Annotated in this window: 14 protein-coding genes; 4 read left to right on the forward strand and 10 right to left on the reverse strand. The window is 65.4% G+C overall.

Going from position 1 to position 12,389, the window contains the following annotated elements; genetic code table 11:
* Nucleotides 1-5 precede the first annotated feature (5 nt).
* Nucleotides 6-998 (forward strand): ABC transporter substrate-binding protein, encoded by a 993-nt coding sequence (locus QE494_RS05985; RefSeq protein ID WP_300042003.1) that lies wholly within the window; start codon nucleotides 6-8, stop codon nucleotides 996-998.
* A 43-nt stretch (nucleotides 999-1,041) separates the two neighbouring features.
* Here QE494_RS05985 and QE494_RS05990 read toward each other — a convergent pair whose 3' ends face one another.
* The 3 genes from QE494_RS05990 to glxR form a co-directional block, all read right to left on the reverse strand.
* The gene (locus QE494_RS05990; RefSeq protein ID WP_300042004.1) at nucleotides 1,042-1,941 is read right to left on the reverse strand and encodes a hypothetical protein; all 900 of its coding nucleotides are present in this window, start codon (nucleotides 1,939-1,941) and stop codon (nucleotides 1,042-1,044) included.
* 169 nt (nucleotides 1,942-2,110) lie between these two features.
* Nucleotides 2,111-2,878, reverse strand: coding sequence for an aldolase/citrate lyase family protein (locus tag QE494_RS05995; protein ID WP_300042005.1), 768 nt, complete (start codon nucleotides 2,876-2,878; stop codon nucleotides 2,111-2,113).
* Between the two features lie 43 nt (nucleotides 2,879-2,921).
* A complete protein-coding gene (gene glxR, locus QE494_RS06000) occupies nucleotides 2,922-3,806 on the reverse strand; it encodes a 2-hydroxy-3-oxopropionate reductase (RefSeq protein ID WP_300042006.1) in 885 nt (294 codons plus the stop codon).
* Between the two features lie 360 nt (nucleotides 3,807-4,166).
* Here glxR and QE494_RS06005 point away from each other — a divergent pair, with 360 nt between their 5' ends.
* The 3 genes from QE494_RS06005 (at nucleotide 4,167) to QE494_RS06015 (ending at nucleotide 6,979) form a co-directional block, all read left to right on the forward strand.
* Nucleotides 4,167-5,132 carry a TRAP transporter substrate-binding protein gene (locus tag QE494_RS06005; RefSeq protein WP_300042007.1) on the forward strand — a complete coding sequence of 322 codons (966 nt, stop codon included), beginning with the start codon at nucleotides 4,167-4,169 and terminating at the stop codon, nucleotides 5,130-5,132.
* A 78-nt stretch (nucleotides 5,133-5,210) separates the two neighbouring features.
* A complete protein-coding gene (locus QE494_RS06010) occupies nucleotides 5,211-5,699 on the forward strand; it encodes a TRAP transporter small permease (RefSeq protein WP_300042008.1) in 489 nt (162 codons plus the stop codon).
* The gene (locus tag QE494_RS06015; protein WP_300042009.1) at nucleotides 5,690-6,979 is read left to right on the forward strand and encodes a TRAP transporter large permease; all 1,290 of its coding nucleotides are present in this window, start codon (nucleotides 5,690-5,692) and stop codon (nucleotides 6,977-6,979) included. Before QE494_RS06010 ends, QE494_RS06015 begins: the two co-directional genes overlap by 10 nt.
* A 99-nt stretch (nucleotides 6,980-7,078) precedes the next feature.
* On the opposite strand, the gene QE494_RS06020 is transcribed toward QE494_RS06015, so the two are convergent.
* The 7 genes from QE494_RS06020 to QE494_RS06050 all read right to left on the reverse strand — a co-directional run bounded on the left by QE494_RS06020 (nucleotide 7,079) and on the right by QE494_RS06050 (nucleotide 12,378).
* Nucleotides 7,079-7,351, reverse strand: coding sequence for a zf-TFIIB domain-containing protein (locus QE494_RS06020; RefSeq protein ID WP_300042010.1), 273 nt, complete (start codon nucleotides 7,349-7,351; stop codon nucleotides 7,079-7,081).
* Between the two features lie 160 nt (nucleotides 7,352-7,511).
* Nucleotides 7,512-8,297 carry a sulfur oxidation c-type cytochrome SoxA gene (gene soxA / locus QE494_RS06025; protein ID WP_300042011.1) on the reverse strand — a complete coding sequence of 262 codons (786 nt, stop codon included), beginning with the start codon at nucleotides 8,295-8,297 and terminating at the stop codon, nucleotides 7,512-7,514.
* Nucleotides 8,294-8,620 carry a thiosulfate oxidation carrier complex protein SoxZ gene (locus QE494_RS06030; RefSeq protein WP_300042012.1) on the reverse strand — a complete coding sequence of 109 codons (327 nt, stop codon included), beginning with the start codon at nucleotides 8,618-8,620 and terminating at the stop codon, nucleotides 8,294-8,296. The genes soxA and QE494_RS06030 overlap by 4 nt, the downstream gene beginning before the upstream one ends.
* Before the next feature lie 4 nt (nucleotides 8,621-8,624).
* Entirely contained in the window at nucleotides 8,625-9,116 is a 492-nt protein-coding gene (locus QE494_RS06035; RefSeq protein WP_300042013.1) for a SoxY-related AACIE arm protein, read from the reverse strand.
* A 9-nt stretch (nucleotides 9,117-9,125) separates the two neighbouring features.
* Complete coding sequence (gene soxX, locus QE494_RS06040; RefSeq protein WP_300042014.1) at nucleotides 9,126-9,563, reverse strand: sulfur oxidation c-type cytochrome SoxX; 438 nt, start codon at nucleotides 9,561-9,563, stop codon at nucleotides 9,126-9,128.
* 89 nt (nucleotides 9,564-9,652) lie between these two features.
* On the reverse strand, nucleotides 9,653-11,881 hold the full coding sequence (locus QE494_RS06045; protein ID WP_300042015.1) for a xanthine dehydrogenase family protein molybdopterin-binding subunit: 2,229 nt from the start codon (nucleotides 11,879-11,881) through the stop codon (nucleotides 9,653-9,655).
* Nucleotides 11,878-12,378, reverse strand: coding sequence for a (2Fe-2S)-binding protein (locus tag QE494_RS06050; protein ID WP_300042016.1), 501 nt, complete (start codon nucleotides 12,376-12,378; stop codon nucleotides 11,878-11,880). Before QE494_RS06050 ends, QE494_RS06045 begins: the two co-directional genes overlap by 4 nt.
* Between the last annotated feature and the right edge of the window lie 11 nt (nucleotides 12,379-12,389).

Raw genomic sequence — 12,389 nt, forward strand, 5'->3', positions numbered from 1 at the left:
CGCCCATGGCCCGCCTGCAACTCTCGATCGCTATGGGCGACTACGACCGCACACGTGCGCTCTTCGACGGCCGGGTACAGGTCGACGGCGTCGACCCGGTGTACATGCTGCTCAGCCCCGAAGAAATGTTCTTCCGGGCCATGCGCAGCCAAGACTTCGACGTGGTCGAACTGTCCTTCTCGAGCTACCTGGTCAAGCACGCGCGCGGTGACTGCCCTTACATCGCGATCCCGGTGTTTCTCTCGCGGGCCTTCCGCCACACCTCGATCTACGTGCGCAAAGACCGTATCCGTGAGCCGCGTGACTTGGCCGGCAAGCGGGTCGGCCTGCCCGAGTACCAACTGAGCGCCAACGTCTGGGCGCGGGCGCTCTTGCAAGACGACTACGGTGTTCGCCCCGAGGACGTCACCTGGGTGCGCGGTGGCATCGACACCCCCAACCGCCCGGAAAAAATCGCGCTACAACTGCCCCCTGGCGTGAAGGTCGAAGCCGCTCCCGAAGGCAAGACCATCTCGATGCTGCTGGAAGAAGGCGCCATCGACGGCTTCATCGGGCCGCGTCCGCCCAGCGCCCATATCCTGGCGCGCAACCCGAACATCGGTTGGCTGTTCGACGACCCGACCGTGGTAGCCAAGGACTACTACAAGCGCACCGGCATCTTCCCCATCATGCACCTGGTGGGCGTGCGCAAGACCCTGGTGGACCAGCACCCCTGGCTGCCCGTCGCACTGCAAAAGGCCTTCACCCAGTCGAAGCAGGCTGGGCTTGACCTGCTGTCCGACACTTCGGCCACCAAGGTCACGCTGCCCTTCGTGGAAGAACAGCTCAAGGCTGCACGCAGCACCATGGGCGAAGACTTCTGGGCCTATGGCGTGGACGCCGCGCGGCCCACGCTGGAGGCCTTCTTGCACCACCACCATGCGCAGGGCCTGTCGGCGCGCAAGGTGGCGGTGGAGGAGTTGTTCCACCCGGCAACCTACGAGAGCTACAGCATCTGAGTGGGGTGCCAGGCCCTCGCGGGCGGTGGGCGCGGCCGGGCGATCAGAGTCCATAAAAGAGGTTGCCGAATTGAGGGACGCGGTGGTCCTCGATGGCCAATCGCCAGTCCCGCAGCTCCCGCCGAGGCCAGAACCGCTCGCACAGCTGGAGGTACCGGGCGACGACCTCCCATTGGCCGGCCAGCGCGAGGTCGCGCGCCAACGCCATGCCCGGACCAAAGCTCGTGAGGACGGGCGTTGCCGGCGTCTCTTCGGCAGACGCCAGCAGGTGCAGCCCGGCTGCCGTGAGGTCTTGGCGTTGAAGTGCGATCTTCCCCAAGTACTGATGGATGACATGGATGTTGCTCGACCCGAGTTCTGCCGAGGAGGCGGAGCGCTCCAGCCCCAGCAGCTCCTGGCCGTAGCGCTCCGCCTCTTCCAGATGGCCCGCAGCGAAGGACCCGCGAAGCGCTTCGAGCCAGGCATTGTTCTTTTCCCTTAAAGAGCCTGCGGCACGGAGGGGGGCCAGGGCGGCGACGGCCTTCAGGTACCTCTCTTCTTCCCGGGTGTAGCGCTCGACGAAATTGGTTTTCACTTCATATCGACCGCGATCGTCACGGAGTCGGAAGACGCCCCGGTTCTGGTCGTAGGTGATGACAGCGCCGGGCAAGAGGGTAGGCAGCGCCAGATGGCGCTTGTCGATCCGGAACTTGCCGGTGGGACCCAGCGGGCCGAATTTTCCGGTCTCTTGGAAGTAGTGATAGGAGTCGTCGCTGCTCCGGTAGACCAGGTACCGCGAGGCGGCAAAACCGCCCGCCGCATCCGAGAGCTCTTGCTGGCTGTGCAATTCAGTGCCGCCGTACAGGCAGCCCGCCAAGGCCAGGCACAGGCCCAAAATGCAGGCCGCGCCCCAGGCCTGAGGACGGGCATCTGCTGCGCTGGGGCAGCCGGGGTTTTGGTCCATGATTCCCTCGGTGTCGTGTGGCACCCACCCCGGCGTTCGGGGCGTCCGGACGCGGATTGTGGAGACTCCGCGCCGCGCAAGGGGACGATTAGCTTTCGTCGCCTTGAATCAGGAAATGCCCAACCGTCGAGGCGTGACCCCGACGGCGAGCCGCCCCCGAGGGCCCCGTTCAGGGCTTCTTGAACCGGGCGGCCAGCGCAGTGGCGCTGTCGCGAAGAAGGTTCTGGTCTGCACCGACCGCCAGGAACAGGCCCCCGATGTCGATGAAGTGCTGCGCCAGCGCCGCGTCACCGGTGAGGATGCCCGGGGCCTTGCCGCAGGCGCGGATGCGCCGGAAGGCGTCATCGATCGCGGCCACCACCTCCGGATGGCCCGGGCTGCCCAGGTAGCCCATATCCGCCGACAGGTCGCCCGGCCCGATGAAGACGCCGTCGACGCCCTCTACGGCGGCAATCTCCTCCAGGTGCCCGAGCCCCTCGACGGTTTCGATCTGCAACAGCAGACAGATTTCGTCGGCGCAGCGTTTGGCGTAGTCCTTGATACGGCCATAGCCGCTGGCCCGCGGCGCGCCGGCGTAGCCACGCAAGCCCTGCGGCGGGTAGCGCGTGGCGGCAACGGCGCGACGCGCTTCTTCGGCGTTTTGGATGTAGGGCACGATCAGTGTTTGCGCGCCGACATCGAGCAGGCGCTTGAAGGTGACCATGTCGTTCCAGGGCGGGCGCACCACGGGCATCGTCGGGCTGCCCTTGAGCGCCTGCAGTTGGCTGAGGATATGCGGCAACTCGTTGGGGGAGTGCTCCATGTCCAGCACCATCCAGTCAAAGCCGCAGTGGCCGAGGATTTCGGTGCTGATCGGGCTGCACAGGTGCGACCACAACCCGACCTGGAGCTTGCCGTCCTGGAGGGCGCGCTTGAAGTGGTTGATCGGCAGATCCATTCGGTGTCTCCTCGCTCAGTTGAATACAAACAGGGCGATCAGGTCAGGCCTGTGCCACCTGAAAATTGGCGGCGATCTCCAGGGCACGCACAAGGCTGGAGTGGTCAAGTTGCGCACCGCCGTTGGCCGCGCAGCTGTTCATCATCTGCAAAGCGCTGGCCGTGTGTGGCAAGGACAGGCCCAGGGCGCCGGCTCCCTCGAGCGCCAGCTTCAGGTCTTTCTGGTGCAGCTCGATGCGAAAGCCCGGGTTGAAGGTTCGCTTGATCATGCGCTCGCCATGCACCTCCAGAATGCGGCTGGCAGCAAAACCGCCCATGAGCGCCTGGCGCACCCGGGCCGGATCGGCGCCGGCCTTGGCGGCAAACAGCAGGGCCTCGCCCACCGCCTCGATGTTGAGCGCGACGATGATCTGGTTGGCCACCTTGCAGGTCTGGCCAGCACCCACGTCGCCGACCAAGGTGATGTTTTTGCCCATCAACTCAAACAGCGGTTTGACACGGGCAAACGCCTCCTCCGTTGCTCCCACCATGATGGTGAGGCTCGCCGCCTTGGCGCCCACTTCGCCGCCGGACACCGGCGCGTCGACGTAGTCACATCCAAGCGCCTGAATGCGCTGCGCAAATTGCTTGGTCGCGATGGGGGAGATGGAACTCATGTCCACCACCGTCTTGCCTGGCGACAGGCCCTTGGCGATGCCGTGCTCGCCAAAGAGCACCTCCTCCACATGGGGGGTGTCGGGCACCATGATGAACATCAGGTCGGCACTTTGCGCGACCTGCGTCGCCGTCTTGGAGGCGATCGCGCCTGCGTCCACCAAAGTTGGCGGCACGCCGCTGCGCGATTGTGCGAAGACCTCATGGCCGGCGGCGATGAGGTGGCCGGCCATGGGCGCGCCCATGATGCCCAGGCCGATAAATCCAAGTTTCATAACGATGGCTTTTGAGTGAGTCAGGCCCCAGCTTGGCCGGGGGCGGTTAGGTCAGGCAGTCAACGAGGGATGGACAGACAGCTCATCGCGCCGATGGCGCCCCGCAAGCAAGAGATCATACAACCGACCAAGTCAGGCATCGCGATGAGCCTCGCCTTGAGCCAGACGGTACGGCTCACGGCGTCCAACAATGAGCATATTCATTGGAGAAAACCCTTGGACCAGAAAAAAGCATCTCAGGAATAATGAGTCGAAGTTGTCGGATGACCGACTATTCGAAGTATCCCCACCTCCCAACCGCTGTCCCGACAACCCCACGCGGGTCGTCGACTTTCTTCACCCCCCCAAGCAGGAGACATGATGAAACTCAAAACCACCCTACTGGCCGCCGCCGTGGCCTTCTTGACGATTGGCGCCCAAGCTGCCGAGTTCCGCTCGGCCGATATTCATAACGCCGACGACTACCCCACGGTCCTGGCGGTCAAGCACATGAGCACCGTGCTGGAAAAAGCCAGCAGCGGCAAGCACAAGATCAAGGTGTTCAACAAGGGCGCACTGGGCTCCGAGACGGAAACCATCGACCAGGTGAAGATCGGTGCGCTCGACATGGTGCGTGTGAACGTGGCGCCGATGAACGGTGTGTGCCCGATGACCATGGTGCCCACCATGCCCTTCTTGTTCCGGTCGGTCGACCACATGCGCAAGGTGCTCGACGGCGCCATCGGAGACGAAATCCTCAAGTCCTGCGAGTCCGCCGGGTTTGTGGGCCTGGCTTTCTATGACTCGGGTGCCCGCTCGATCTATTCCAAGAAACCGATCCGCACCGTGGCCGATACCAAGGGCATGAAGATCCGCGTGCAACAGTCCGACCTGTGGGTGGGTCTGGTCAGTGCCATGGGCGCCAATGCCACGCCGATGGCCTACGGCGAGGTGTACACCGGCCTGAAGACCGGCCTGATCGACGCCGCCGAGAACAACTTCCCCTCGTATGACACGGCCAAGCACTTCGAGGCGGCCACGATTTACTCCAAGACCGAGCACTCCATGGCCCCCGAGATCTTGCTGTTCTCCAAGGTGGCGTGGGACAAGCTACCCAAGGCTGAACAGGACATGATCCGCGCAGCCGCCAAGGACTCGGTCAAGGTGCAACGCGCCGCCTGGGACGACCAGGAAGGCAAGTCCCTCGCGCGCGTCAAAGCCGCCGGCGTGCAGATCGTCGAGGTGGACAAGCGCTCCTTCCAGGCCGTCATGACGCCGGTGTATGACAAGTTCATCACCACGCCCGACATGAAGCGTCTGGTCAAGGCCGTTCAAGACACCCGATAAGCCAACCCACCGTAGCTTGACCCCGGCCCGGCGCGCGGACTTCCGCTGCACGCCGGGCCTTTTGCCGAAAGCGCCCCCATGCTGACCCGTTTTTGTGCGGCCATCGCCAAGCTGAGCCTGATGATCGCGGTGACGCTGCTGATCGTCCTGATCCTGTGCGTGCAATGGCAGGTGTTTGGCCGCTATGTTCTCAACGACACACCGACCTGGGCAGAAAACCTGGCCCTGCTGCTAGTTCTGTTCGTGACCGCCTTCGGCGTGGCGGTGGGCGTGCGGGATGCGGGCCACATTGGGCTGGAGTCGCTGGTGATCTTGCTGCCGCGGGCGTGGCAGCGCCGGATCGAATTCCTGATCCATCTTTTGGTGGGCGGCTTCGGCGTGCTCATGGTGAAGTCGGGCTGGCTCTGGGCCTCGGTCAAATGGGGCTCGAAAAAGCCGATGCTGCCGGTGCCCGACGGCATTGACTACGTGCCGATCATCATTGCCGGCGCGCTCATCGTCCTGTTTTCATTGGAGCATGCGGTCGCCATTGTCCGCGGCCAGGAAGTGGAGCCCGCATGGAACTGACCATCTTGGCGGTGAGCTTCACCGTGTTGCTGATACTGGGTGTGCCCGTAGCCTTTGCCATTGGCCTGGCGTCGGTGGCCACCATCGTGGCCGCGGGCCTGCCGATTGCAGTCGTGTTTCAGAAAATGGTCGGCGGGATGCAGGTGTTCTCATTCCTGGCCATTCCGTTTTTCATTTTTGCAGGCGAGCTGATGCTCTATGGCGGGATCGCCGAGCGCATCATTCGTTTTGCCAACAGCCTGGTCGGCCATGTGCGTGGCGGACTGGGCATGAGCAACGTGCTGGGTTGCACCATCTTCGGCGGTGTGGCTGGCTCACCGATGGCCGATGTGTCGGCGATCGGCTCGGTAATGATTCCCCTCATGAAGAAGGAGGGCTACGACACCGACTATGCGGTGAACGTGACCACCCACGCCTCCTTGGTCGGGGCGATCATGCCGACCTCGCACAACATGATCATCTTCACGCTGGCCACGGCCGGCATTGCGTCGGTGAGTGTGCTGGGACTCATCTTGGCGGGACTGGTGCCCGCCATCATCCTCACGGTGTGCAATATGGCCGCCGCCTACTATGTGGCGGTCAAGCGCGGCTATCCGACGCATGGTCATTTCCCGGGCTGGGCCATGGTGCTGTCGGCTTTCCTGGCCGCCTTGCCTGGCCTGCTGGTGGTGGTGATCATTTTGGGCGGCATTTTGTCGGGCGCCTTTACCGCCACCGAGTCAGCCTCAATCGCCGTGGCCTGGGCGCTGCTGATCACCACAGTGGTCTACCGCTCCCTGACCTGGGGCAACTTCATCCGGGCCTGCGCCAAGGCGTGCAAGACCACGGGTGTGGTGCTGCTACTCATTGGCATCTCGAGCGCGTTCGGCTACTTCCTCGCCCTCTATGAAGTGCCGCAAAAAACCGGTGAGCTGATGAAGCTGGTGAGCGACAGCCCGTGGGTCATTTTTCTCATGATCAACGTGCTGCTGTTCATCTTGGGGACCTTCCTCGACATGGCAGCCACCATCCTGATCTGCACGCCCATCTTCATGCCCATCGCCATGCAGTACGGCATGGACCCCTTGCAGTTCGGCATCGTCATGCTGATCAACTGCGCGCTGGGGCTGAACACCCCACCGGTCGGAACAGTGCAATTCGTGGGCTGCGCGATCGGGGGAATTTCAGTCGGTCAGGTGATGCGCACCATCTTGCCGTTCTACAGCGCACTGGGCATGACCTTGATGGCCGTCACCTATGTGCCGGCGTTTTCGCTTTGGCTGCCGAACTTGCTCAAGTGAGTTTGGCAATACCCCGCTCGGTGGGGTCAAAAGATTGACGCGACTGGCGAGGGCCGAGACCAGCCCTGCGCTAGGTCAAAGCAGTTCCGGCTGCGCCGATCAGTCGAAGTCGAACAGTTCGCCCAAGAAGCCCTCACGCTTTTTCTTCTTGTAGTAGCCGCCCTGCGGGGGGTACATGGGCGGCGCAGCGGGGTAGTGAGGTGCCGGCGCGGCGGCCGGGGCCGCACGCGCCTGAGGCGCTGCACGCTCGATGATCTTGTCGAGCTCACCGCGGTCGAGCCAGACGCCCCGGCACTGGGGGCAGTAGTCGATCTCGATACCGCTTCGATCGGCCATGGTGAGGTGAACGGTCTTGCAGACGGGACATTGCATGGTCGGGCGCCTCCTGAAATGAGGAACCATCATCACACGGCGTTTTTGCCCTGTCTGGCGTTTTCCCAATACCCACGCTCAGCCTAGTGACCCTCGCTTGCGTGCGAAAGTTGACGCACGCACCGAGGGCCTGCTCAAACCCTAGCGGCTACACCCGCCTTCACGGCCGCACCCCGGGCGTTTCGACCGTGAGCCCGAGGGCGCGGGTGGCCAGATGCAGCTCGAGTTGGACCATCTCCTCGCTGTGGAGGGGCAGGGGGTCGGCGCGCACGCCCGTCATGCAATTGCGGACGCGGCGGCCCAGAGAGCCCATACTTTGCCATTCCAGGCGGTAGAGCGGGTAGGCATTGGCCTGACCTTGGGGGATGAGGACACCTGCCAGACGGCCGCCGGCGAGCTGGTCGTGGCAGGCCACGCAGGAGAGATTCAATTGCCCGATGCGTTGCTGGAACAGCGCCGCGCCGCGCTCGCGAGAGGGGTCGAGCCGCCGGTCGGGGTTGGGCGTGACCGGCATGCCGCGCGATTGCAGGCCGACGGCGGCCTCGAGAGACAGCAGGTCGGAGTGCTCGGGGGACCAGGGGGGCTGGCCCTGGTGGCGCTGGCGGCACAGGTTGATGCGGTGACCCAGGTTGACGGGCCGTTGCAGGGTGGCGTCCCAGGCCGGGTAGCGCGCAGCCACGCCGCGCAGGCCGGTGATCTCGCCGTGGCACGCGATGCAGGCCTTCGATTGCGCCGCAGGGGCCTGGGCCCACAGTTGGCGTCCGCCTTCGACCCAGAGCATGGCGGGGTTGGCGCCGTCGTCACGCTGCATGGCCTGGACAGCTGCACCCATGTCCTCGAAGCCGGAGCGGGCGGGCTGCGCGAGCGCCGAGGGGCCTGTAGCCGGCGGTGCCAGCGCGCAGCCGGCGAGGGCCGCGACAGTCAGCAGCGCCAGGCGCCAGCTCATAGCACGCGCAGGTCGCGACGCTCGGTGTGGGCAAAGCCTCGGTCGCCTTGCCATTCAAAGGTGAGCGTGCCGCTGTCGGTGGCCACAGTGTGGAAGGCGAGGTAGGGGTTGGCGGCGATGGCCGGGTGCAGTTCGGCGCTGAAGACCAGCTCGCCGTTGTAGCGGCAGGCGAAACGCTGCACCACGTCGCGCGGCACCGGGCGCCCGTCGGCGCCAGGGCGGAAGCCGGTTTCCATGGGGTGGGCAATGGTGGCGCGCACCTCGATGACCTCACCGCGCCGGGCGGTGGCGGGGACCTGAATCAGGACGCGTGGCGTGCTCATGTTTTCAGTCCTCGATTTCGATGCAGGCGGCCAGCACCACGATGACATCGACCGTGGCCACCCACACGCTGCCGTCGCGCATGCGGGCCACAGCCGACACCTGCTGGCTGGTGGCCAGGCGCATGCGGGTGGACACCTGGGCGCGGCCGGCGCGCGGACCCAGGGTGAAGACGGCGACATCGCGCTGGGGGTTGCGGTCGCTGAAGATGGCGATCTGCTGGACATGGTCGGCAGCGGTCATGGGGCTGTCGACCTGCACGCGCAGGGGGACGGTATTGCCGTTGTCGACCAGCTCGGCAATCTCAAACTCCACGCGCCCGGTGCGCACCGGCTGGCCCTGCGCGAAGGCGGCAATGGCCTCGGCCATTTGCTTGCCCGGAGCCATGCCCATGCCTTGCACCTGGGCCCGCGCCACTGGCGCGAGCGCCAGAGAGAGCCCCGCGCCCAAAAGCGCGCGGCGGTCTAAGTGCAGGGGGCGGGCGCGAGGATCAGCCATGGTTAGAAATTATCGCAAGGTGGTGAGCCATGCCACCACGTCCTCGACCTGCTGGGGGCTGAGAACAGGGCGGCCCCGCCAGGCGGTGCCCACGCGGGTGAGCCCGTCGGTGCTGTGGAAGGCAGGCATGAGGCTGTCTGGGTGGACCCGCCGGATGTCGACCACTCGCAGGCGCAATTGCGCCTCGGTGTAGCGCGCCCCCGCCCCCGCCAGGCTGGGGGCCAGGTTACCCTGGAAGCGTTCTTCGGGGATGGGCACGGGGTGACAGAGCAGGCACAGACCCTGCTGGCGGTCGGCCGCGATGGCACGACCCCGAGCAGGGTCCCCGGGTGCGGCAAGCGGCGCGTCAATGCCGTCACCGCGCACCTGTACGGGCACCACGCCGCTGGCCCAGGCCGGGGTCAGTGACACAAGCAGAGACACCGCCAGCGTCTGGAGGAGCGTCACGGGGGGCATCACGAGAGGCATCACGGACAATCGCCCAGCACGGGTCAGCGCCGAGACCGGCGCCTTCCCATGCTGGCGGGTCCCTGTGCTCACGCGGACTTCAGGCTGTGGTGCTTCAAAGGAAGCTCGCGAATGCGTTTGCCTGTGGCTGCGAAGATGGCATTGAGCACCGCCGGCGCTGCAACCGCGATGGTGGGCTCCCCGACGCCACCCCAGAAGCCGCCGGAGGCCACCACGACGGTTTCGACCTTGGGCATGTGCCGCATCTGCACCACGGGGTAGTCGTTGAAGTTGCTCTGCTCGATGCGGCCATCTTTGAGTGTGCACTCGCCAAAGAGCGCGGCGGACAGGCCGTAGGCAAAAGAGCCCTCGACCTGCGCCTCGATCTGCTGCGGGTTGACTGCATATCCCGGGTCGGTCGCGGCGACGATGCGGTGGATGGTGAGCTCGCCATCGCGGTTGACCGACACCTCGGCACATGCGGCCACGTAGCTGCCAAAGCCCATGATCTGCGCCAGGCCGCGGTAGACCTTCTGGCCGCCCACATCGGGGGCCGGCTTGTCCCAGCCCACGCGTGCGGCTACCGCATTGAGCACGGCCAGGTGCTTGGGAGACTGTGCCATCAGCTTGCGTCGCAGGGCCAGCGGGTCCTGTTGGGTGGCGACCGCGACCTCATCGATGAAGCACTCGACGTAGATGGCATTCTGGTTCAGGTTGACCCCACGCCAGAACCCGGGGGGTACCGGGGGATTGCGCATGGCGTGGTCGATCAGCAGGTTCGAGATGGTGTAGCCGAAGGTGCCCTCAGCTCCGCTGGGCAACAGCCCCTGGAAGGCCACCGGGTCGCGCCCGTTTTGCACACCCTGGGGGTTGACGCCCGCCAGGATGGACTGCCCCGACAGGCGCATGTGCAAGGCCGTGATATTGCCCTGGGCATCGAGGCCAGCTTGCATCTTGCACTGGGTGACCGGGTGGTAGCGCCCATGCTGCATGTCCTCTTCGCGGGTCCACAGCAGCTTGACCGGCGTGCCAGGCATTTGCTTGGCGATCTCGACGGCCTGCCGGATCCAGTCGGTCATGCCGCGTCGGCCAAAGCCGCCGCCGAGGTGAATCTTGTAGACCTCGCACTGACGCGCGGGCAGGCCGGCCGCCTCGGCGGTGGCCGCCAGGGCGGCTTCGCCGTTTTGGGTGGGGGTCCAGACCTCGCAGCGCTCGGGCGTCCAACGCACGGTGGCGTTCATGGGCTCCATGGTGGCGTGGTTCTGGTGCGGGTAGGCATACACCGCTTCGATCTTGCGGGCGGCCGAGGCCAGAGCCGCCTTGGCATTGCCCTGGCTGTTGCCCACGGCAGCCTCGGGGGCGTCCAGACCCGCCTTGAGGATGGCGGCGACTTCCGCACTGGAGGCCTTGGCGTTGGGGCCTTCGTCCCATTCGATGGGCAGGGCATCGAGCGCGGTCTTGGCACGCCACCAGGTATCGGCGATCACGGCGACAGCGCTGTCACCGACTTGCACCACTTTCTTCACGCCAGGCCGGCTGGCGATGGCTGCGGCATTGAAGCGTTTGACCTTGCCGCCGAAGACCGGGCAGTCCTTGATGGCGGCGTTGAGCATGCCGGGCAGCATCAGGTCGGCGCCATAGACTTGCTTGCCGGTGACCTTGTCGACGGTGTCCAGGCGGGCGAGGCGCTTGCCCACGAGCTTCCAGTCCTTCGGATCCTTGAGGGGAACCGCGGTGGGAACGGGCAGCTTGCCTGCGGCGCTGGCGACCTGACCGTAAGTGACGGTGCGCCCACTAGGGACATGGGTGATGACGCTGTTGGCGGCGCGGCATTCGGCGGCGGGGACCTTCCACTCGCTGGCCGCTGCTTGAACCAACATCAGGCGCGCCGCTGCACCGCCCTTGCGCACGTAGTCTTGCGACTCGCGGATGCCGCGGCTGCCACCGGTGGAGAAGTTGCCCCAGGCGCGGGCGCGCGCCAGGTTCTGGCCGGGGGTGGGGTACTCCGTGGTGACACGGGCCCAGTTGCAATCGAGCTCCTCGGCCACCAATTGGGCCAGGCCCGTGAGGGTGCCCTGGCCCATCTCTGAGCGGGCGATGCGGATCACGACGGTGTCGTCGGGTTTGACGACCACCCAGACGTTGATTTCAGCCGGCGCCGATGCGGCCTGCTGGGCCCCCAGGGGCAGGTGCAGACCGATGGCCAGACCGGCGGATGCGGTGACCTGCAAAAAGCCGCGGCGGCTCAGACCACTTGCGGATGTCGAGCCGGGTGCGGAATCGGGGGTGGCGGTGGGGGTGTGGAAGGTATCGCTCATGCCACGCTCCCATCGGTGTGTTGGATGTTCAGACCCGCCTGGCGGGTGCTGCCCTGGGCCACTGCCTTGATGGCGGCACGGATGCGGTTGTAGGTGCCGCAGCGGCAGATGTTGGTCATTGCGTCGTCAATGTCGGCGTCGCTGGGATTGGGGTTGGCTTTGAGCAAGGCGGCAGCGGCCATGACCATGCCGCTTTGGCAGTAGCCGCATTGCGGCACATCCAGGGCGACCCAGGCCTTTTGCACCGGGTGCGAGCCGTCGCGCGAGAGGCCTTCGATGGTGACGATTTTTTCGTTGGGCTCCACGGTAGAAACCGGGCGAACGCAGGAGCGCGTGGGCACGCCGTCCAGATGGACCGTGCAGGCGCCACAGGCTGCGATGCCGCAGCCGAATTTGGTGCCGGTCAGGCCCAGTTGCTCTCGCAAGACCCAAAGCAGGGGCGTGTCGGGTTCCGCCTGGTACTCGCGCGGTGCGCCGTTGACATGAATGGTCGGCATGGGAGGCTCTC

Source organism: Ramlibacter sp. (assembly GCF_029866045.1).
Classification (GTDB): domain Bacteria; phylum Pseudomonadota; class Gammaproteobacteria; order Burkholderiales; family Burkholderiaceae_C; genus Ramlibacter.

Bases quoted from the DNA above. Each gene is read 5' to 3' on its own strand.
- QE494_RS05985 (WP_300042003.1), top strand. From the start codon at position 6: ATGGCCCGCCTGCAACTCTCGATCGCTATGGGCGACTACGACCGCACA.
- QE494_RS05990 (WP_300042004.1), bottom strand. From the start codon at position 1,941: ATGGACCAAAACCCCGGCTGCCCCAGCGCAGCAGATGCCCGTCCTCAG.
- QE494_RS05995 (WP_300042005.1), bottom strand. From the start codon at position 2,878: ATGGATCTGCCGATCAACCACTTCAAGCGCGCCCTCCAGGACGGCAAG.
- glxR (WP_300042006.1), bottom strand. From the start codon at position 3,806: ATGAAACTTGGATTTATCGGCCTGGGCATCATGGGCGCGCCCATGGCC.
- QE494_RS06005 (WP_300042007.1), top strand. From the start codon at position 4,167: ATGAAACTCAAAACCACCCTACTGGCCGCCGCCGTGGCCTTCTTGACG.
- QE494_RS06010 (WP_300042008.1), top strand. From the start codon at position 5,211: ATGCTGACCCGTTTTTGTGCGGCCATCGCCAAGCTGAGCCTGATGATC.
- QE494_RS06015 (WP_300042009.1), top strand. From the start codon at position 5,690: ATGGAACTGACCATCTTGGCGGTGAGCTTCACCGTGTTGCTGATACTG.
- QE494_RS06020 (WP_300042010.1), bottom strand. From the start codon at position 7,351: ATGCAATGTCCCGTCTGCAAGACCGTTCACCTCACCATGGCCGATCGA.
- soxA (WP_300042011.1), bottom strand. From the start codon at position 8,297: ATGAGCTGGCGCCTGGCGCTGCTGACTGTCGCGGCCCTCGCCGGCTGC.
- QE494_RS06030 (WP_300042012.1), bottom strand. From the start codon at position 8,620: ATGAGCACGCCACGCGTCCTGATTCAGGTCCCCGCCACCGCCCGGCGC.
- QE494_RS06035 (WP_300042013.1), bottom strand. From the start codon at position 9,116: ATGGCTGATCCTCGCGCCCGCCCCCTGCACTTAGACCGCCGCGCGCTT.
- QE494_RS06045 (WP_300042015.1), bottom strand. From the start codon at position 11,881: ATGAGCGATACCTTCCACACCCCCACCGCCACCCCCGATTCCGCACCC.
- QE494_RS06050 (WP_300042016.1), bottom strand. From the start codon at position 12,378: ATGCCGACCATTCATGTCAACGGCGCACCGCGCGAGTACCAGGCGGAA.